Origin of the sequence: Clostridium sp. AF02-29 (genome assembly GCF_934835585.1) — a bacterium.
In the GTDB taxonomy this organism is placed as follows: domain Bacteria; phylum Bacillota; class Clostridia; order Lachnospirales; family Lachnospiraceae; genus Otoolea; species Otoolea fessa.
In genome coordinates, this window is sequence record NZ_CAKVZK010000023.1 from 1 (window position 1) to 20,537 (window position 20,537).

A 20,537-nucleotide genomic window follows, 5' to 3' on the forward strand; every position below is an offset into this window, starting at 1 on the left:
GTAGAACCTCCTGTGTTTATGCAGATTTGAGAAAGCTTTATGTAGAAGTAAACAACTTAAAAGCAGCATAAACGCAGGCAGATATACAGCGGACTACCTGTAATGTGGAAACCAGCCGTATCCGGTGTGGAAAAAGTGCGTATCCGCACGAATTCTAAGATACTGGCGTATCCGCCGATATTTAGTCTTGCCGTTTAAAACGGCCGAGAAGCACGTGACTTTAGCCATGTGAGGTTCACAAACAAGAAGAGATCGATTAAAATGAAAATAGTTCGAATTAGAGCATTTGGTTAAAAAATTATGCAAAATTAAGGCTGTCAGCACAAAATTCCATTTAAGGTATGACAATCCGTCGAAGTTGTGCGCAGTGAGAGAGAAAATACTGAATATTTGCTGTAAAATTTACAAAAAACCACTTGCTATTTTAGGAAAAGTTGGGTACAATACAAGCAGGGTTGATTAATATTTAACAATCATGAAGATGAATTTCTAGGAGGAATGAGATCATGGCAGTAAAAGTTGCAATTAATGGTTTTGGTCGTATTGGTCGTCTGGCTTTCAGACAGATGTTTGGCGCTGAGGGTTACGAAGTCGTAGCTATCAACGATCTGACAAATCCGAAAATGTTAGCTCACCTGTTAAAGTATGATTCTGCTCAGGGCAGATACGATGGACATACGGTAGAGGCTGGCGAAGATTATATTGTAGTAGATGGCAAGAAGATTACTATCTACGCAAAGGCAAACGCTGCTGAACTTCCGTGGGGAGAGATTGGTGTAGACGTAGTTCTGGAGTGTACCGGATTCTATACATCCAAGGCAAAAGCACAGGCACATATCGATGCAGGCGCTAAGAAAGTCGTTATCTCCGCACCGGCAGGCAATGACCTTCCGACTATCGTATACAATGTAAACCACAAGACACTGAAACCGGAAGATAAGATTATCTCCGCAGCATCCTGTACAACTAACTGCCTGGCTCCGATGGCTAAGGCATTAAACGATTATGCTCCGATTCAGTCCGGTATCATGTCCACCATCCACGCTTACACAGGCGATCAGATGATTCTGGACGGACCGCACAGAAAAGGCGATTTAAGAAGAGCAAGAGCAGGCGCTGTCAACATCGTTCCGAACTCCACCGGTGCTGCAAAAGCGATCGGTCTGGTTATTCCGGAATTAAACGGCAAGCTCATCGGTTCCGCACAGCGTGTTCCGGTTCCGACTGGTTCCACTACTATTCTGACAGCCGTTGTTAAGAAAGCTGACGTTACTAAGGAAGCTATCAACGAGGCTATGAAGGCAGCTCAGACTGAGTCCTTCGGCTACAACGAGGATGAGATCGTTTCTTCCGATATCGTAGGTATCCGCTATGGTTCCCTGTTTGATTCTACACAGACTATGGTATCTCCGATCGGTGATGACTTATATCAGGTACAGGTTGTTTCCTGGTATGATAACGAGAACTCCTACACAAGCCAGATGGTTCGTACAATCAAATACTTCGCAGAGCTGGCATAATTTTATCGATTCGATAGAAAATCATAAGGATTCAAGATGGGTCCGGTCCTCGGTCGGGACCGGATCCATTTTTCTTTTAAATGTAAAGGAGACAGGATATGCTGAATAAAAAATCCGTGGATGATATCAATGTAAAGGGCAAACGCGTTCTGGTACGCTGTGATTTCAACGTACCGTTAAAAGAAGGAAAGATCACCGATGAAAACCGTCTGGTGGCAGCGCTTCCGACGATCAAAAAACTGATTGCGGACGGTGGAAAGGTAATTCTCTGCTCCCACCTTGGCAAACCGAAGGGAGAGCCGAAGCCGGAGCTGTCTCTGGCACCGGTAGCCGTTCGTCTGTCTGAACTTCTGGGACAGGAAGTGAAATTTGCAGCCGATCCGGAAGTGGTTGGACCGAACGCAAAGGCAGCCGTTGAGGCGATGAAGGATGGCGAGGTTGTTCTGCTTGAGAACACCCGTTACCGTGCCGAGGAAACCAAGAACGGTGAGGCGTTCAGCAAGGATCTGGCATCCCTGTGTGATGTCTATGTGGACGATGCATTTGGTACTGCACACCGCGCACACTGCTCAAACGTAGGCGTGACCCAGTATGTGGACACCGCAGTAGTTGGTTACCTGATGCAGAAAGAGATCGATTTCCTTGGAAATGCAGTGGATAACCCGGTCCGCCCGTTCGTTGCCATTTTAGGCGGCGCGAAGGTAGCTGATAAATTAAACGTTATCTCCAACCTGCTGGAGAAGTGCGACACGCTGATCATCGGCGGCGGCATGGCATTTACCTTCTTAAAAGCACAGGGCAAGGAGATTGGTAAATCCTTAGTCGATGATACAAAGTTAGATTATTGTCGTGAGATGGTAGAGAAGGCGGCGAAGCTTGGCAAGAAACTGCTTCTTCCGGTTGATGCAGCTGTAGCAGCATCCTTCCCGGATCCGATCGATGCACCGATCGAGGTACAGAATGTATCGGTTGACGCTATCCCGGCTGACACGATGGGACTTGACATAGGACCGGAAACTGCAAAGCTGTATGCAGACACCGTAAAATCTGCTAAGACAGTTGTATGGAACGGACCGATGGGTGTATTTGAGAACCCGACTCTTGCACAGGGTACAATCGCAGTTGCAAAAGCACTGGCAGACACCGAAGCGACCACGATCATCGGTGGCGGCGATTCTGCAGCAGCGGTCAACCAGCTTGGATTTGGCGACAAGATGACCCATATTTCTACCGGCGGCGGCGCTTCCCTGGAATTCTTAGAGGGAAAGGAGCTTCCGGGCGTAGCGGCAGCGAATGATAAATAAATAGAAAAGAGGAATAGAATAGTCATGGCTAGAAGAAAGATCGTAGCAGGCAACTGGAAAATGAACATGACGCCGTCGGAGGCAGTAGCTCTGGTAGAGCTTCTGAAGCCGCTCGTTGTTTCGGAAGATGTAGACGTTGTATTCTGCGTACCGGCGATTGATATTATCCCGGTTGTAAAAGCGTGCGAGGGAACCAACATCGCAGTCGGCGCTGAAAATATGTATTTCGAGGAGAAAGGTGCTTACACCGGCGAGATTTCCCCGAATATGCTGACCGATGCAGGCGTTAAATACGTGATTATCGGACATTCCGAGCGCAGAGAATATTTTGCAGAGACCGATGAGACGGTCAATAAGAAGGTACTGAAAGCATTTGAGCACGGTCTGACCCCGATCATTTGCTGCGGCGAGACTCTGACCCAGAGAGAGCAGGGCATCACGCTTGACTGGATCCGTCAGCAGATCAAGATCGCATTCCAGAATGTGACCGCAGAGCAGGCAAAGACAGCTGTGATCGCATACGAGCCAATCTGGGCGATCGGTACCGGCAAGGTAGCGACCACCGAGCAGGCTGAGGAAGTGTGCGGCGCGATCCGTGCGTGCATTAAGGAAGTGTACGATGAGGCGACCGCAGAGGCGATCCGCATTCAGTACGGCGGTTCCGTATCCGCAGCATCGGCTCCGGAGCTGTTTGCGCAGCCGGATATCGATGGCGGTCTGGTAGGCGGCGCATCCTTAAAGGCAGATTTTGGAAAGATTGTAAATTATAAATAAGAGATGGGCAAAAGGGGGCTGTCGCACGTGTGAGGCGTGGCAGTCCCCTTTTTGCCAGTAAAAAAAGAAGGTGAAGGTTTTGAACTGAAACAATCAAAATTGTTGGTTCATCCGGTTGTTTCAGAAAAAACGGTTCATTTCATGGAAGGAAAGGAAGAAGAAAGAGATGAAAAAAAAGCCAACCGTATTAATGATTCTCGATGGATATGGCATGAGAGATACCTGTGAGCACAATGCCGTGTGTGAGGCGAAGACACCGATCATGGATCAGCTGATGAGCCAGTGCCCGTTTGTGCGCGGCAATGCCAGCGGTCTGGCGGTCGGTCTGCCGGACGGACAGATGGGTAACTCGGAGGTTGGACATTTAAATATGGGCGCCGGACGTATCGTATACCAGGAGCTGACCCGTATCACGAAATCAATCGAGGATGGCGATTTCTTTGAAAATCCGGAATTTCTGGCAGCCGCAGACACCTGCAAGAAAAATGATTCCGCTCTGCATCTGTTCGGACTGGTATCAGATGGCGGCGTTCACAGCCATCTGACTCATTTATTCGGACTTCTGGAGTTTGCAAAACGTCAGGGACTTAAAAAAGTGTATGTGCACTGCTTCCTGGACGGACGTGATACACCGCCGACCTCCGGCAAGGAGTTCGTAGCAGAATTAGAGAAAAAGATGCAGCAGCTTGGCATCGGCGAGGTGGCTTCCGTGATGGGACGCTACTATGCGATGGACCGTGATAAAAACTGGGATCGTGTCCAGAAAGCTTACGATGTGCTGACAAAGGCAGAGGGTGAGAAGGCAGAAAGTGCGTGTGCAGGCATTCAGGCATCCTATGATAAAGAGGTAAACGATGAGTTCGTCGTACCGTTCTATGTAGAGAAGGACGGAAAGCCGGTTGCCACGATTCAGGATGGCGATTCCGTCATTTTCTTTAACTTCCGTCCGGACCGTGCAAGAGAGATCACCCGCGCATTCTGCGATGAGGGATTTACCGGATTTGCGAGAGAGAAGAAGCTTGACCTGACGTTTGTATGCTTTACCGATTACGATGAGACGATCGGGAACAAGCTGATTGCGTTCAAGAAGGAAGAGATTAAGAACACATTTGGAGAGTTCCTGGCGGCGCACCACATGACGCAGGCACGTATCGCCGAGACCGAGAAATATGCACACGTAACATTTTTCTTCAACGGCGGCGTGGAAGAGCCGAACGAGGGCGAGGACCGCATTCTGGTTCCGTCTCCGAAGGAGGTTCCGACCTACGACCTGAAACCGGAGATGAGCGCACCGATCGTGTGCGATAAGCTGGTGGAGGCGATTGAGTCCGGCAAATATGATGTCATCATCATCAATTTTGCAAACCCGGATATGGTAGGTCACACGGGCGTGGAGTCGGCTGCGATCAAGGCGATTGAGACCGTCGATGCCTGCGTAGGACGTGCAGTTGAAGCCATCAAGGCAGCCGGAGGCGTTCTCTTTATCTGCGCCGATCACGGTAATGCAGAGGTGATGGTCGATGAGGCAACCGGCGAGCCGTGGACCGCTCATACGACCAATCAGGTACCGTTTGTCCTGGTCGGCGCTGACCCGGCGTACAAGCTGCGCGAGGGCGGACGCCTCTGCGATATTGTGCCGACGCTGATCGAACTGATGGGACTTGAGAAGCCGAAGGAGATGACGGGAGAGTCGCTGTTGGTGAAATAGGGAGAATTTTCGAATATAATAGGAAAGTATAAATATAACCGTCAATAAGAATCGGGAAAACTGCCATAAAGCAAGAAAAGATCATGAACAGAGAAATGGTCGGGGCTTGTTTTGTGGCAGTTTTTGGTTACTTCTCTCTTCCATTTCATAAGAAAATAGGATAAAATAAAATCATCTATGTGAACCGCTCGGAGGCTGTTCCAGGGCAGATATTTTTAGAAAAGAAAGTGTTATGCGGAAAGGAAAATAGGATGGCAGCAGATTCACAGGGAAAACAGGAGGAAACAAGCATGAAGGTAGCGGTTGTTACAGACAGCAACAGCGGAATTACACAGGCACAGGCGAAAGAGATGGGCGTATATGTCCTGCCGATGCCGTTTATGATTGATGGAACCGAGTATCTGGAAGATATAGATTTGACACAGAAGGAATTTTACGAGCATCTGAGCGGGGATCACGATGTGAGCACATCCCAGCCGTCCCCGGAGACGATCTTAAATCTCTGGGAAAAACTTTTGGAGGAATACGATGCAGTTGTGCACATTCCGATGTCCAGTGGGCTTTCGAGCTCCTGCCAGACGGCAAAGATGCTGGCAGATGATTTCGACGGAAAAGTGCAGGTGGCAGATAATCACAGGATTTCCGTGACCCAGCGCCGTTCGGTGCAGGATGCGCTTGACATGGCGGCAGCCGGCATGGACGCGGAGGCGATCTGCAAAAAGCTGGAAGATACAGGTTTGGATTCAACTATTTATGTCACGGTTGACACATTAAAATACCTGAAAAAGGGCGGTAGAATCACACCAGCGGCAGCAGCGCTCGGAACACTTCTCCGTTTAAAACCGGTTCTGACGATACAGGGCGAGAAGCTGGACGCATTTGCGAAGGCGCGGACGATGAAACAGGCGCGTTCCATGATGATCACGGCGATCACCCGCGATCTGGAAACTCGGTTTGGTGATGTGACGGGAGAAAAAACGTATATTGATGTAGCGCATACCGACAATGATGAGATGGCGCAGGAGCTGGCAGCCGAGCTTCGGGAACTTTTCCCGGAGACGGAAGTCCATGTAGATCCGCTGTCCTTAAGTGTAGCCTGCCATATCGGACCGGGAGCGCTGGCGATCGCGGCGTCGAAGAAACTTGAAATCGGATCGTTGTTGTGAGAAACGCAGTTGCGGAGCAGCATTTCGGTTCACGGTCAATGTCAGTAAGTTAAGCAACACAAGTAAGAGCGCGTGAACTGTAATTGTTCAGGACAGGGGCATGAGAAGAATAGCAAAACATAAAAGAAAAATATGGAAAGCGATGGAGCACACGATCGGGATGCGAATCCCGCTGATCCTCGCCTTTCTGATCCTGACGCTGGTTCCGCTTCTGGTACAGGTCCGTTTTACATCGGGGTATTTTTACCAGAGCCACGTGGAAGAACGGATGGCGGAAGCGCAGAACCGGAGTCTGATTTTAGCAAACAAGATACGCAGCAGTGATTATATCAATGTACTGCTGTCGGGAAATCCAAATCCGGCGCTGGATGCGGAACTTAGTACAACGGCGGATCTGATGAACGGAAGAATCGTGTTGGTGGACGATAGCTTTAAGATCTTGAAAGACACATTTGGTCTTTCAAGAGGGAAAACGCTGGTTGTATCGGATGTGTTAAAGGCATTTGACGGGGAAACTTCCAGCTATTTGAACCAGAAGAAAAAGTATTTCTATGTAGCGCAGCCGATTCAGGCAAAAAGCACGGATGCAGCGCCGATCGATTCGGATGTGGCAGCCGGAAAAGGGAAAAATACGGCAGGCGTGCAGGGAGTCCTTCTTCTGATGGCATCCACGGAAAATTCGGCACTTTTGCAGGAGAAAATTGTGCAGAAGACGGGATTTTTACAGCTCGTTATGTTCTGTTTTATTCTGATCGCAGATTTATTGGCGGCGGCTTGCCTGCTGAAACCATTCCGCCGCCTGCAGCAGCAGCTCGATATGGTGGCAGAGGGAAATCTGGATCAGGATATTGATGTAAAAACGTACCGGGAGACGCGGGACATTTCGGAGGCAGTCATGCAGACCATCCGGAAGCTGAAAAACCTGGATCAGTCGCGTCAGGAGTTTGTTTCCAACGTGTCGCATGAGCTGAAAACACCGCTGACTTCGATAAGGGTGCTGGCGGATTCTCTGATGGGGATGGAGAACGCCCCGGCGGAGTTATATCAGGAGTTTATGCAGGATATTTCGGCGGAGATTGACCGCGAGGGCAAGATTATCGATGATCTGCTGACGTTAGTCAAAATGGATAAATCATCGCCGGATCTGAATATTGCACAGACTTCGATCAATGGCCTTCTGGAACAGATTTTAAAACGTCTGACCCCGATCGCGAAGCGGCGGAACATTGAGATCACATATGAGAGCAAGCGGGAAGTATCGGCGGATGTGGATGAGGTAAAATTGAGCCTGGCACTTTCGAACCTGGTGGAAAATGCGATCAAGTATAACCGCGAAGAGGGAAAAGTCTGGGTGACGCTGGATGCTGACCACAAGTTCTTTTATGTGAAGGTGGAGGATAATGGCGTGGGAATCCCGAAGGAATTTCAGGAGCGTGTATTTGAGCGTTTTTACCGTGTAGATAAGGCGCGCTCACGCGAGACAGGCGGTACCGGGCTGGGGCTTGCGATCACGAAGAATATTATTCTTCTTCATCAGGGGGCGATCCGCCTGAAGAGTGAAGAAGGCAAGGGAGCAACCTTTACGGTGCGGATTCCGTTGAATTATATTCCGTAGACAGCGTGGTTCTGGGCGGTTTAGAGCTTCGAGAGGGTTGCTGGTGCTGCGGTGTTCGAATATTTCGGTGTTTGAATGCTGCAGTGTTCGAATGTTTCAGTGTTTGAATGTTGCGGTATTTGAGTGTTGCAGTGTTCGAATGTGAGGTCAGGGAAATGTCTATTGTGAGATAGACTGCAAAATAACAACAGGAAATAATAAATGGAGAAAATAAGAAAAAAAAGCTCTGGAAAACGGGCAGGAAGCGTAAGTTTGTGGCTGATCCTTTGCCTGGCGTGTCTGCTTCTTCTGGGCGGATGCCGAAAAAAAGAAGAGGTGCATCCGACGGCGGGCGAGGACGGAGTCTATCAGATTTATTATCTCAATTCGACGCGCACGGGGCTGGCGAGTGTTTCCTATCAGACGGAGACGACGGACGCTGAGATCCTGATCGGGGAGCTGGCGGGGCAGATCCTTGCGGCGCCGGAAAACCCGGAGTATCAGGCAGTTTTAAGCGATAAGGTTGAATTCCTGGATATTAACCGGGACAATAACGTGCTGACGCTGAATTTTAATCAGGAATATATGAATATGAAAGCGTCGCGGGAGATTCTGTGCCGGGCGGCGCTGGCAAAGACCTTTACACAGGTAGAGGGAGTCGATTATATCAGCATTAATTGCGAGGGACAGCCGCTTCTGGACACGCATGGCAACCCGGTGGGCGCGATCGCAGGAAGTGATTTTGTAGACAGTATTTCGGATGTCAATTCGTATGAAAAAGTAGAGCTGACCCTGTATTTTGCCAATGAAGAAAAAGATGGTCTGGTGGCAGAAAAACGGGAAATATTTCACAGTATGAACACGTCGCTGGAACGTCTGGTAGTGGAGCAGCTGCTGGCAGGTTCCCAGAATGGCGGTCTTTCAGTGATGCCGAAAAATACAAAGGTATTAAACGTATCACTGACAGATAATACCTGCTATGTCAACCTGGATAGTGGTTTTATTTCCGGGGATACCGATGTGGCGGAGTATATTCCGATTTACGCGATCGTCGATTCTCTGACAGAGCTTCAGACGGTGAATAAAGTGCAGATCACGGTCAATGGCTCAGCAGATGTGACGTACCGGAATGTGATTTCGCTGGCGCAGCCTCTGGAGAGAGAGGAGAAGTATATTGTGAAGTAACTGTCAGACAGAATGTATATGCCATGTTTGGAAGAGAGCAGCAATGGGATTTTGTTGATGTTTTGTAGAATACAAGAAAAGAGGAATTGAATATCAAACGACCGGTAATGTGGATGATGGTGGCTTTTGTACTTGGAGAGGTCGCAGCGTACCAGATGGGCATGACGGTGTGGTTTATAATTGCAGCAGCGCTTTTTTTGTTTCATAGGAAATTGTGTCCTATGAAACACAAGGCACATTCTTTTTCACCTGCAGTCATAAAAACAGCAGAAGGACGGGGAGATTCGGACTTTCAGACAGACGCAGAACGCGTCTGGAATTGGAAAGATCCGATGATGTGCCGTGTCTTTCTGCTGTTTTTCTGTTTCCTGGCAGGATGGGGACGGATGACGGTGGAAATGCGCCCGGATGCGCTGGAACGGATGGTAACGCAGAAAGGTGGTTCCGCAGAGGTGGCTGTATCTGGAACATTGGATTCTATTTCGGAAAAAAATGGGTGGTGTACGATGATTTTGACGGGGGTGGAGGTAGAGGATGAAAGTGTAAGAAAGGTACTGATATCGTGTAAAAGCGATTTACTGGAGATGTGTGAAGAGAAAATTCTGCCACCCTGCGGAAGTCAGATTCATCTGACGGGAACTGCTGAGTTTCTGGAAGAAGCGCGCAATCCGGGGCAGTTTTCGTATCGGATGTATTATCGGGGACTAGGAATCAGAAACCGGGTGACGGCGGATCAGATTTTTATTTCAGAAGGAAAAAGTTCCCCTCTCCGAAGTCAGGCAGAATGCTTCCGGGCGTACGCGACGGCTGTTTTTCAGGAAATCTGTGTTCCAGAAGATGCAGGGATTTTCCAGGCAATTTTGCTGGGGGACAAATCCGGGTTATCGGAAGAGCTGCGCGAACGGTTTCAGGATAATGGGATTGCACATATTCTGGCAGTCAGCGGGCTTCATGTCTCTTTGATTGGCATGAGCGTTTACAGCGCACTGCGTTTTTGGGGCATATCGTATGGATGGGCGGGACTGGTGGCTTCAGCGCTCCTTACCTTTTATGGTTTTGTAACCGGATTTGGAGCATCGGTATTCCGGGCGGTATTTATGGTAGAGGTGTCCTGTCTGGCGGCATATCTGGGGCGGAGTTACGATCTGCTGAGTGCGCTGTCGCTGTCTTTGATTTTACAGGCGTGGCAGTCGCCGTATCTGCTCTTTTCGGCGGGATTGCAGCTTTCCTATGGCGCGGTTGCCGCGATTGGGCTGGAGACGGAGGAGCTGCGGAAAGTGGGAAAAAAGAGAAAAGAGCGGGAAGAGGAGAAACAAGAGAAAGAAAAAAAGAAAGGATATGAAACACTCATGCTCAGCTTGGCAATTCAGCTTTATACGATGCCGATTCAGCTGTATCACTATTTTACATTTCCGATGTTGGGAATTTTTCTGAACCTGATCGTGATTCCGCTTCTCACGTATGCAGCCGGAAGCGGTCTGCTGGCGCTTGGAATTTACAGTATAGCGTTTGTGGGAGGAAAAATGGGGGGAATGGGCGGAGGCAGCAGCATTGCGGGAGTGCTTTCAGCTTTTGGGGGTGCAGCATCAGGAATATCAGAATTACCAGAAATATTCAGAATAGCGGCAAGTGCATGTACGGGTCCGGGGCATTATATTTTTCAGTTGTATGAATGGCTTTGCATCCAGGTGGAACGCGTGCCGTTTCATTCCATTGTGGCAGGACGCCCGGAAATGTGGAAAATAGGGGTGTTTTATGTGGCGCTGGGGATTCGATATGTGTGGAGTGTGGGAGAAGCAAGAGATAATTTAGAGAGAAAAGGGATTTTTCTGTTTCCAAAAGAATGGAATGCACCGGGAAAAAATAGTGTATTTATTGCTGTGGCGGTAGTCTTTTTAGTGGTTCAGCCTGTTCATGGCTTTCAGAGCTGGTTTCTCGATGTAGGACAGGGCGACGGCGTCTTTCTGCGGACGCGGGATGAGGCAATTCTTTCGGACTGTGGCAGCAGCCAGGATAAAAAAATCGGGAAAAATGTGCTGGGACCATTTTTGAAAAGTCAGGGAATCCGCACGCTGGACTGGATTCTGGTCAGCCATGCGGATGCGGATCACACGAACGGGATCGAGTGGCTTTTGAAGGAGGAGGCAGATATCCGGGTGCGGAATCTGGCACTTCCGGCGGCAGGAAAAGGGCAGGAGGCATATAAAAAACTGGAAACTCTTGCCAGAAAACGGGGTGCGGAAGTCTATTATCTGCATCGGGGAGAAACGGTGCGGGCGAAAAGCCTGGCGCTTCGGTGCCTGTACCCGGAGGCGGGGGAAAAGCCAGTCGAGGAGCGAAATAGTCATTCACTGGTGTTTGATGTCACGTATGGAAAGTTTCGTATGCTTCTGACAGGAGATATTGGAGTGGAGGACGAAAGGAAGATTCTGGCGGTGGAAGAGGACAAAAAGAGGGAAAAAGTGACACTGTTAAAAGCCGCACACCATGGTTCGAACGGTTCCTCCTCAGAGGAGTTTTTGGAGTGCTTTTCCCCAGCTTTCACGGTGCTCTCTTATGGAGAGGGAAATACTTACGGGCATCCGGCACCGGAGGCGGTGGAACGTCTGGAACAGACGGGAACGGAGATCTGGAGAACGGCGGATTCAGGGGCAGTGAATGTGTGGACGGACGGGAAACGTATGTATATCAAGGGATATAAGAAACAAAATGGATATTAAGAAACATGGAATGTTGACAAAAAGAATAAAAAAGATTAATTGTCAACCATGTAAAAATAATAGGTTGACAATTAAAAGGGGCTATGTTATGCTTGCAATCAGTTCTGCATCTGTTTCGACTACCCGGGATCTGGGACGGCCGCTGCTGTTTTAGATGGTTGGAACAGGGGTTGCGGAGAGAAATTTATGTACATGTGCGAGAATAGAATGGCTTCGGATGCCTGAAATCATTCAGATAACCAAGGAGGAAAAAGGTTTGAAACACATGAAGACAAAGGATTTAGTTTTGTGCGCGATGTTTGTCGCACTGATTGCAGTGGGAGCATTTATCAAGATACCGGTTCCGGTGGTTCCGTTTACATTGCAGTTTTTATTTACGATGCTGGCAGGTCTGCTTTTAGGTCCGGTCAATGGGGCGCTGGCGGTTGTGGTTTATATCGTATTAGGTTTAATTGGACTTCCGATTTTCACTCAGGGCGGCGGACCAGGATATATTTTCCAGCCGAGTTTTGGATATATCATCGGATTTGCGGTTGCGGCGTATGTGAATGGTAAGATTGCCAATGCCAAGACGCATCCGAGTTACCGGCGCCTGCTGGGAGCTAATTTTCTGGGACTTTTTATTGTCTATTCATTTGGAATGATTTATTACTACGTGATCAGCAATTTCTATCTGAATTCGCCGATCGGCGTGGGAGCGCTGTTTTTATATTGCTTTGTTCTGGCAGTTCCGGGCGATATCGTGCTCTGTATTGTGGCTGCCATCATAGGAAAACGGATGATTCCGCTGATTCAGGGAGGGAGACTTGGATAAAAGATGAGCAAGGGGATTTTTATAACAGGTACGGGAACGGATATTGGAAAAACGTATGTGACAGGATTGATTGTGAAAAAACTGCGGGAGAGCGGCGCGGATGCGGCGTATTATAAAGCGGCAATGAGCGGCAATGAGCGGCGTGCGGATGGAAGCCTGATTCCAGGAGATGCCCTGCAGGTAAAAACAATGTCGGGAATCGGGCAGCCGCTTGAGGAAATGTGTCCGTATGTGTACGAGACGGCGGTATCGCCGCATCTGGCATCCCGTCTGGAGGGCAACCCGGTCCAGATGGATCGGGTGCTGGAAGATTTTCACAAAGTCTGTGAAAAATATGAGTATGTGACGATGGAAGGAAGCGGCGGAATTCTCTGTCCACTCTGCATAGACGAGGCGGATATCCGTCTTCCAGAAGTAGTAAAAGCGTGCGGGCTTGGCTGCCTGCTGATTGCAGATGCGGGGCTTGGGACGATCAATGGCGTGGGGCTTACTGCCTATTATCTGAAACAACAGGGAATTGCCCTGAAAGGAATTATTTTCAATCATTATGAGACGGGGAATCTGCTTCATGAGGATAACCGGAAAATGTGTGAATATTACACTGGCATTCCGGTTGTTGCCTGTGTGGCGGATGGGGATACGGAGCTTTCCATGGATGCGGAGACGCTGAAAGGGCTGTATGCGTAAGACAGAAGATAAAGGAGAAGAAAAATGATCTGGTATCCATATGAACAGTTAAAAACAATGAAAGCACCTTATGAGATCGTGGATGCGAACGGGGTATATCTTTACACGAAGGATCAGAAGCTGATTGATTCGGTTTCATCCTGGTGGAGTGTGATTCATGGATATAAACATCCGGTGATCAATCAGGCAATTATTTCACAGGTAGAAAAATTTTCTCATGTGATGCTGGGCGGCCTGACGCATGAGCCGGCGCGCAGACTTTCAGAAAAACTGGCGTCCTGGCTGCCGGGCGATCTGGACTACTGCTTTTTTTCAGATTCCGGCAGCGTGGCGGTTGAGGTAGCGCTGAAAATGGCGCTGCAGTATTATATGAACCGCGGTGATGAGAAGCGGACGATGATTCTGGCGCTGGAACACGCGTACCACGGCGATACCTTTAAGACGATGGAGGCAGGCGATGATGAGGACTACCATTTTGTGCTGAAAGCGTATGGTGCAAGCCCGTATGTGGTTCACATTCCGACTGAGATTCCGGCGCTGGAGAAAGCATTTGAACAGTATCATGACAAGTTGAACTGCGTGCTGGTGGAACCGCTTTTACAGGGTGCTGGCGGAATGCGGATGTACGACATTTCATTTTTGGAGAAGGCAAGGGAACTCTGTGATAAGTACGGCGTGCTGCTGGTTTTTGATGAGGTGGCAACCGGATTTGGCAGAACCGGAAACCGCTTTGTGGCAGATCGGGTGCTACCGGATATTCTGGTCCTCGGAAAGGCATTGACCGGCGGTTACATTGGTCACGCAGCGACTGTGGCAAATAAAAAGGTATTTGATGGATTTTTCGATGATAACCCGGAACATGCGCTGATGCACGGACCGACCTTTATGGGAAATGCCCTCGCGTGCAGCGCGGCGCTTGCCTCGATTGAGCTGTTTGAGACGCAGAACTATATGGAAAAGATTCAGAAGATCGAAGCTATCACCCGTCGGGAGATGGAAGGATTTACCGATCCGAGAATCAGGGAGGTCCGCATGATGGGCGGATGTGTCTGTGTCGAGGTATATGATCCGTCAGTCCTGAAAGGGTATCAGGAATATGCGTACAAACGCGGCGTGTTCAGCCGTCCGTTCTTAAATTATCTGTACGCGATGGTTCCGTATATTATCAAGGAGGAAGAACTGGTGCAGGTGCTTCAGTGCATGAAAGACTGGTTTGCGCGGGGATAGGTAACGAAGGAACATCTATCTTAGAAAAATAATTTAGGTATTTCTTTCTGAATGAATTTCATTTATGATAGAAGATATGGAGTATTGTTTTAAGAAACGATACATGGATTGTGCTGCCTGCGATTGTGAATGGATAGGACATAAGCAATCAGAATTCTAGTATAAAACTTACATTCGGGGAGAAATTAATATGAAAGAACAAATGAAGAAAATAGCGCTGCTATCGCTGTCATTGATACTGACATCGGCGTATTCTGTTTCGATCGTGCTGCCATCGCTGCTGCAGCATTTCAGTGAATATACAACCGCACAGGTGGAGATATTGATCTCTGCACCGTCGTTTGCGATCACTGCCATGATCGTGCTGAATGCATGGCTGTCGCGTTATATGAAAGACCGTCCAATGATTGTGGGCGGTCTGCTTCTTTTATCGGTCAGCGGCATGGTACCGGTGTTTGTACAGGAATATCCGGTGGTGTTTGCATCCAGGATTTTCCTGGGGATCGGGATTGGGCTCATTAATGCGAAAGCAATCAGCATTTTCAGTGAATATTATGAAGGCAGGGAAAAAGCGGCGCTGCTCGGATACCGCGGATCGGCGGAGGTGCTGGGAAGCGCGGTTATGACGCTGGTTGCTGGAAAATTGGTGTTGATCCGGTGGAATCTGGCATTTTGGGTGTACGCGCTCGGATTTGTGATTGTTCTTCTGTATCTTGTATGGGTTCCGGGAAGTATGGAGACGGGACAGAGTGCGGGCTCACAGAGTGCAGGGGCAGAGAAAGAAAGTCTGGAAGCGGAGGCAGATGGAAAAAGAGAATGCTGGAAAAAAGAAGTCCTGACCATTGCTTATGCAGTGTTTGCGGGGTTTGTCATCTGCATCTACTGTTCCAATTCCCTGCGTGTCCCGATGTTGATTTTAGAGAAGAAACTTGGAACGGAGTCGGAAGCCAGCATCATTCTCACGCTCATGATGCTGATGGGAATAGCTGCTGGTGTTTATTTTGGAAAACTGACGATGTGGTGGAAGGAAAAATTACCGGGGGTTGGATGCCTGATGCTTGGAGCGGGGATGCTTCTGACCGCATATGCGGGCAATCTGCCGCTGATTGGAATTGGCATCAGTATCGTCGGATTTTTCTATACCGTTCTGGTTACCTATTCCTTCCACCAGATTTCCGAGCGGATTCCGCAGTCTTCTATCAATACAGCCACATCAATCGTGCTGGTCGGCTGCAATCTGGGAGCGGCGTGTTCGCCGTTTGTGCTGAAATGGATGGGAAGATTCAGTGAGGGCGTGAGCGTGCCGTTTGTGGGGTATGCGGGGATGATGGGAGTATTAGGAATCGTTCTGATAGTAGTCGCGGGAAGAAAGAAATAATACAGTAAACAAATAATAGGAATGACGGAAAAATCTGCAACCAGAACTGTATCGTATGGAATTTTCAGTTTAGAAAATTCAGAAAATTTCCACCTGTGAATAGTTGTCTGAAATCGAACGTTTGTACTGATTTGTTTTGCTTTTATGTATACATTCATGGGTGGATTTGGTATAATAGAAATACTTAATGGGATTTTTTTGTGAATTATATCAAATCAGGAGAAAGCAATGGATCATTTTGAGTTGGTATCAGAATACAGCCCGACCGGCGACCAGCCGCAGGCGATTGAAAAGCTGGTGGAGGGCTTCAAGGAAGGAAATCAGTTCCAGACATTACTGGGTGTAACGGGCTCTGGCAAGACGTTTACGATGGCAAATGTGATTCAGAAGCTGAATAAGCCGACGTTAATTATTGCACATAATAAGACGCTGGCAGCCCAGCTTTATTCGGAAATGAAGGAATTTTTTCCCAATAACGCGGTGGAATACTTTGTCAGCTACTATGACTACTACCAACCGGAGGCTTACGTCCCGTCCACGGACACATATATCGAGAAGGATTCCTCCATCAACGACGAGATCGATAAGCTGCGGCATTCAGCGACGGCGGCGCTGTCGGAGCGGCAGGATGTGATTATTGTGGCATCGGTTTCCTGTATCTATGGTCTGGGAAGCCCGATCGATTATAAAAACATGGTTATTTCCCTGCGCCCGGGCATGGAGAAGGACCGCGACGAGGTCATTCACAAGCTGATCGACATTCAGTACAGCCGGAATGACATGGATTTCAAGCGAGGTTCGTTCCGGGTGCGAGGCGATGTGCTGGAGGTATACCCGGCGTATTCGGGCGGCGATGCGTACCGGATTGAGTTTTTCGGGGATGAGGTAGACCGGATCACAGAGATTGACACGCTGACGGGCGAGATCAAGGCGCAGCTGGGACATATCGCGATTTTCCCGGCATCGCATTATGTCATCCCGAAAGAGCGGATGGAGATTGCGGCAAACAATATTTTAGAGGAAATGAAGGAGCAGGTCGCTTACTTTAAGAGTGAGGATAAGCTTCTGGAGGCACAGAGAATCGCGGAGCGGACGAATTTTGATGTGGAAATGATGCGGGAAACAGGCTTCTGTTCTGGTATCGAGAATTATTCGCGCCATCTGATTGGTTCGAAACCGGGAGAACCGCCGTGTACGCTGATGGATTATTTCCCGGATGAATTTCTGGTGATTGTGGACGAGTCGCACATCACGCTGCCGCAGGTGCGCGGGATGTACGCGGGCGACCAGTCGCGCAAGAAAACGCTGGTGGAATATGGCTTCCGCCTGCCGTCGGCGCTGGATAACCGACCGTTAAATTTTGAAGAATTTGAGAGCAAACTGGATCAGATTCTCTGCGTTTCAGCAACACCGGGCGAGTATGAGGCAGATCATGAGCTTCTGCGGGCAGAGCAGGTGATCCGTCCAACGGGACTTCTTGATCCGCCGATTGAGGTGAGACCGGTCGAGGGACAGATCGACGATCTGATTTCGGAGGTCAACCGGGAGGTGGAGCGAGGGTTTAAGGTGCTTGTTACGACGCTGACAAAGCGGATGGCAGAAGACCTGACCGACTATATGCGCGATGCGGGAATCCGCGTCAAATATCTGCATTCGGATATTGACACGTTGGAACGCGCCCAGATTATCCGGGATATGCGTCTGAATGTCTTCGATGTGCTGGTCGGCATCAACCTGCTTCGTGAGGGTCTGGATATCCCGGAGATTGCGCTGGTGGCGATTCTGGATGCGGATAAAGAGGGATTCCTGCGTTCGGAAACGTCCCTGATTCAGACGATCGGCCGAGCAGCGCGAAATTCCGAGGGGCATGTTATCATGTATGCAGATTCGATCACGGATTCGATGCGGGCGGCGATCGAGGAGACGGAGCGAAGACGCGCGATTCAGCAGGCGTACAATGAGGAACATCACATCACGCCGACGACGATCAAGAAAGCTGTCCGGGATCTGATCACGATCTCGCAGGCAGCCGAACCGGTTACGAATAAGGTAACGAAGGATCTGGAATCGATGGATCGCCAGGAATTAGAAAAACTCGTAAAGGAACTAACGAAGAAGATGAATCAGGCGGCAGCCGAGCTGAATTTCGAGGAAGCGGTCGTGCTGCGTGACCGTATGGTAGAGGTCAAGAAAATGTTGCTGGATTTGGAAAATCCGTGACTGTGAAGGTACTGAACAGTTACGAAAATTCGTAAATCAGAGGGTGGTTGGTATGGAATATGGCGCGCTGATGGAGATGGCGGTCCGGGCGGGGGAGATCATGCTGGCGAGCGGAGCGGAGGTCTACCGTGTGGAGGACACGATTCACCGTATTTTAAAGCATTCAGGGATTGCACGGGCAGATGTGTTTGTCGTGACGACGGGGATCGTGGCGACGATTGCGGATGCATCACTTCCGCCGCTTACCTTGGTAAAAAGGGTGGAAAATCGGGCAACGAATTTGAACCGCATCTATCAGGTAAACAATGTTTCAAGGGAATTTTGCAGTGGAAAATTGTCCGTCAGGGAGGCGCAGGAACGACTGGATCGGATTGCTAATACGACATTATACGGATTCTGGAAGAAATGCATTGGCTATGCGGCAACGACGGGATTTTTTTCGGTGATGTTTGGAGGCGGTCCGGGCGAATGCCTGGTGGCGGCTGTCGTGGGAGTCGTTCTTGCGTTTGTCCTGCGGGCGGCGTCCAACCTTATGCTGAATGATTTCTGTCAAAATGCACTTGGCTCGTTTGCACTGGCGGTTGCGGCGTATCTGCTGCGCCGTGGGGCATTTCTGGGAATGAGCCTGGATGTAGTGATTATCAGCGCAATCATGCCGCTGGTGCCTGGAGTCACATTTACGGCGGCAATCCGCGATACGCTGAATGGAGATTACAGTTCGGGAGTCGCGCGGATGGCGGAGGCAGTCGTGGTGGCGCTGGCGGTTGCGTCGGGCGTCGGTCTGGCGATCGTGGCAGTCCGGCTGGCGGGAGGATCGGTATGACAGAGATGATAAGAGAATTGATGATCCAGAGCGTGGGGGCATTTCTGGCGATTTTTGGTTTTTCCCTGCTGGTCGATATGCCGCGGAAATATCTGGTTTATGCGGGCATTACCGGAGGTGCCGGATGGCTGGCGTACCTGGTATCGATGCAGGTGGGAACTTCGCAGGTGGCGGCGGCATTTTTTTCCAGTCTGGCAGCGGCTCTGCTGAGCCAGGTATTTGCACGCGTGTTGAAAGCGCCCGTCACGATCTTTCTGGTGGCAGGAATCCTGCCGACGGTGCCGGGCGCATCGATCTACCGGAGCGTCTATTTTCTGATACAGGGACAGACAAAATGGTACAATTTTTATCTGATCCAGACGATCCAGATAGCGGGGGCGATGGCGGTTGCCATCTTTATTGTGGATTCACTGTTCCGTCTGCTCCGGAATAAAACGTCGTAGTGGAACTGGGCGGCAGGTAGAGACAGCCCTGAATCCTGCTAAAATAATAAATATGATCTGACAGGCGGTCTTCAGCGGGCACATCCGACTGATTGATCGCCTGAACCATTTCATTGAGTTCTTCCGGCGGAAGGGAGACGCTGCTGGGAGTGAGAAGCACTTCATGGATGCTGGACGGAAGGATAATCAGATCTTCGCCCAGGCTTTCGGCAAACTCTTTTAAGACGCGGGGATAGAGCATGCAGGCAGCGCCGTTGATGCCGCGTGAATTTGTCAGAACGTAGAGAGCGACCGATGGAAGCGCTTCCGTTTCAACGATGTCCTCCATTTCGAGCTGATTGAGGGTGGATTCGATGGAGCTGATGTGGTACGGCAGCATGCGAGGTGTATTTTCTTCCGCCAGTATGCCAAGCTCTTCCAGAGAAATATCCCACAGGGCAAGATGGTCGCTGTGTACCAGGGTCGTCATCTGCCCCTCCTCATTGTCAGTGAGGATCAGATAGAAAACGATCGCCAGATCGAGATACGGAATATGTGGGACGTGGGAGAGAAGCACCTTATTTTTAGCGGCGTGGATCAATTTGTAGGCAATCCGGCCGCGTACGGCATCAAAATCACGCAGTTCCTCGCAGATATCCTCCGAAAATCCTGGATTTGTCTCATACACCATCAGGATCTGATCGGTAATAATGGAGAGCGGCATCCCTTCCTCCGCTTCATTATAGTAGGCGTTCAGATAGACAGTCGGTGATAACCGTGAGCCGGGTTTCGTAAAGCTCAGCCCGTCGAGCATCAGTCCATTATTTTTCAGAACCCGCCGCAGGGAGACGTTGGCTTTTTTGTTGAGGCGCGTCTGCACCATCGACTGGATTGTTTTCAAAAAAGTTTCATAGACCATAGAGTACCTCCTGAAATAAAATTGCAGATAGGGGATGTCCGCTTGCTCATGTAGGTTATGAATTTCAGCAAGATGA

The 20,537-nt window shown here is 49.5% G+C and carries 16 protein-coding genes; 15 read left to right on the forward strand and 1 reads right to left on the reverse strand.

What is annotated here, in order from left to right:
• The first annotated feature begins 506 nt into the window (after positions 1 to 506).
• The 15 genes from gap to PUQ60_RS07265 all read left to right on the forward strand — a co-directional run bounded on the left by gap (position 507) and on the right by PUQ60_RS07265 (position 19,563).
• Positions 507 to 1,520: a type I glyceraldehyde-3-phosphate dehydrogenase gene (gene gap, locus PUQ60_RS07195; protein ID WP_022359484.1), complete on the forward strand. Its 1,014-nt coding sequence runs from the start codon at positions 507 to 509 to the stop codon at positions 1,518 to 1,520.
• A 98-nt stretch (positions 1,521 to 1,618) separates the two neighbouring features.
• A complete protein-coding gene (locus PUQ60_RS07200) occupies positions 1,619 to 2,824 on the forward strand; it encodes a phosphoglycerate kinase (RefSeq protein ID WP_118492330.1) in 1,206 nt (401 codons plus the stop codon).
• A gap of 24 nt (positions 2,825 to 2,848) precedes the next feature.
• On the forward strand, positions 2,849 to 3,598 hold the full coding sequence (gene tpiA, locus PUQ60_RS07205) for a triose-phosphate isomerase (protein WP_022359187.1): 750 nt from the start codon (positions 2,849 to 2,851) through the stop codon (positions 3,596 to 3,598).
• A gap of 166 nt (positions 3,599 to 3,764) precedes the next feature.
• On the forward strand, positions 3,765 to 5,306 hold the full coding sequence (gene gpmI, locus PUQ60_RS07210) for a 2,3-bisphosphoglycerate-independent phosphoglycerate mutase (protein WP_022359186.1): 1,542 nt from the start codon (positions 3,765 to 3,767) through the stop codon (positions 5,304 to 5,306).
• A gap of 290 nt (positions 5,307 to 5,596) precedes the next feature.
• A complete protein-coding gene (locus PUQ60_RS07215; RefSeq protein ID WP_273379569.1) occupies positions 5,597 to 6,472 on the forward strand; it encodes a DegV family protein in 876 nt (291 codons plus the stop codon).
• 100 nt (positions 6,473 to 6,572) lie between these two features.
• On the forward strand, positions 6,573 to 8,087 hold the full coding sequence (locus tag PUQ60_RS07220; protein ID WP_273379534.1) for an ATP-binding protein: 1,515 nt from the start codon (positions 6,573 to 6,575) through the stop codon (positions 8,085 to 8,087).
• A gap of 201 nt (positions 8,088 to 8,288) precedes the next feature.
• Positions 8,289 to 9,251 (forward strand): GerMN domain-containing protein, encoded by a 963-nt coding sequence (locus tag PUQ60_RS07225; protein WP_273379535.1) that lies wholly within the window; start codon positions 8,289 to 8,291, stop codon positions 9,249 to 9,251.
• 221 nt (positions 9,252 to 9,472) lie between these two features.
• On the forward strand, positions 9,473 to 11,971 hold the full coding sequence (locus tag PUQ60_RS07230; RefSeq protein ID WP_337955582.1) for a ComEC/Rec2 family competence protein: 2,499 nt from the start codon (positions 9,473 to 9,475) through the stop codon (positions 11,969 to 11,971).
• A 265-nt stretch (positions 11,972 to 12,236) separates the two neighbouring features.
• The gene (locus tag PUQ60_RS07235) at positions 12,237 to 12,785 is read left to right on the forward strand and encodes a biotin transporter BioY (protein ID WP_273379573.1); all 549 of its coding nucleotides are present in this window, start codon (positions 12,237 to 12,239) and stop codon (positions 12,783 to 12,785) included.
• A 3-nt stretch (positions 12,786 to 12,788) separates the two neighbouring features.
• Entirely contained in the window at positions 12,789 to 13,472 is a 684-nt protein-coding gene (gene bioD / locus PUQ60_RS07240; RefSeq protein WP_118743167.1) for a dethiobiotin synthase, read from the forward strand.
• A 24-nt stretch (positions 13,473 to 13,496) separates the two neighbouring features.
• Complete coding sequence (bioA, locus tag PUQ60_RS07245) at positions 13,497 to 14,699, forward strand: adenosylmethionine--8-amino-7-oxononanoate transaminase (protein ID WP_273379539.1); 1,203 nt, start codon at positions 13,497 to 13,499, stop codon at positions 14,697 to 14,699.
• A gap of 190 nt (positions 14,700 to 14,889) precedes the next feature.
• On the forward strand, positions 14,890 to 16,077 hold the full coding sequence (locus PUQ60_RS07250) for an MFS transporter (RefSeq protein ID WP_273379541.1): 1,188 nt from the start codon (positions 14,890 to 14,892) through the stop codon (positions 16,075 to 16,077).
• A gap of 228 nt (positions 16,078 to 16,305) precedes the next feature.
• Positions 16,306 to 18,297, forward strand: a complete 1,992-nt coding sequence (uvrB, locus tag PUQ60_RS07255; RefSeq protein ID WP_273379543.1) for an excinuclease ABC subunit UvrB — start codon at positions 16,306 to 16,308, stop codon at positions 18,295 to 18,297.
• A 52-nt stretch (positions 18,298 to 18,349) separates the two neighbouring features.
• Positions 18,350 to 19,120, forward strand: a complete 771-nt coding sequence (locus tag PUQ60_RS07260) for a threonine/serine exporter family protein (RefSeq protein ID WP_273379545.1) — start codon at positions 18,350 to 18,352, stop codon at positions 19,118 to 19,120.
• The gene (locus tag PUQ60_RS07265; RefSeq protein ID WP_022359175.1) at positions 19,117 to 19,563 is read left to right on the forward strand and encodes a threonine/serine exporter family protein; all 447 of its coding nucleotides are present in this window, start codon (positions 19,117 to 19,119) and stop codon (positions 19,561 to 19,563) included. The genes PUQ60_RS07260 and PUQ60_RS07265 overlap by 4 nt, the downstream gene beginning before the upstream one ends.
• On the opposite strand, the gene PUQ60_RS07270 is transcribed toward PUQ60_RS07265, so the two are convergent.
• Entirely contained in the window at positions 19,517 to 20,461 is a 945-nt protein-coding gene (locus PUQ60_RS07270; RefSeq protein ID WP_022359174.1) for a DUF5688 family protein, read from the reverse strand. The two genes, PUQ60_RS07265 and PUQ60_RS07270, sit on opposite strands and share 47 nt — an antisense overlap.
• Positions 20,462 to 20,537: the final 76 nt, after the last annotated feature.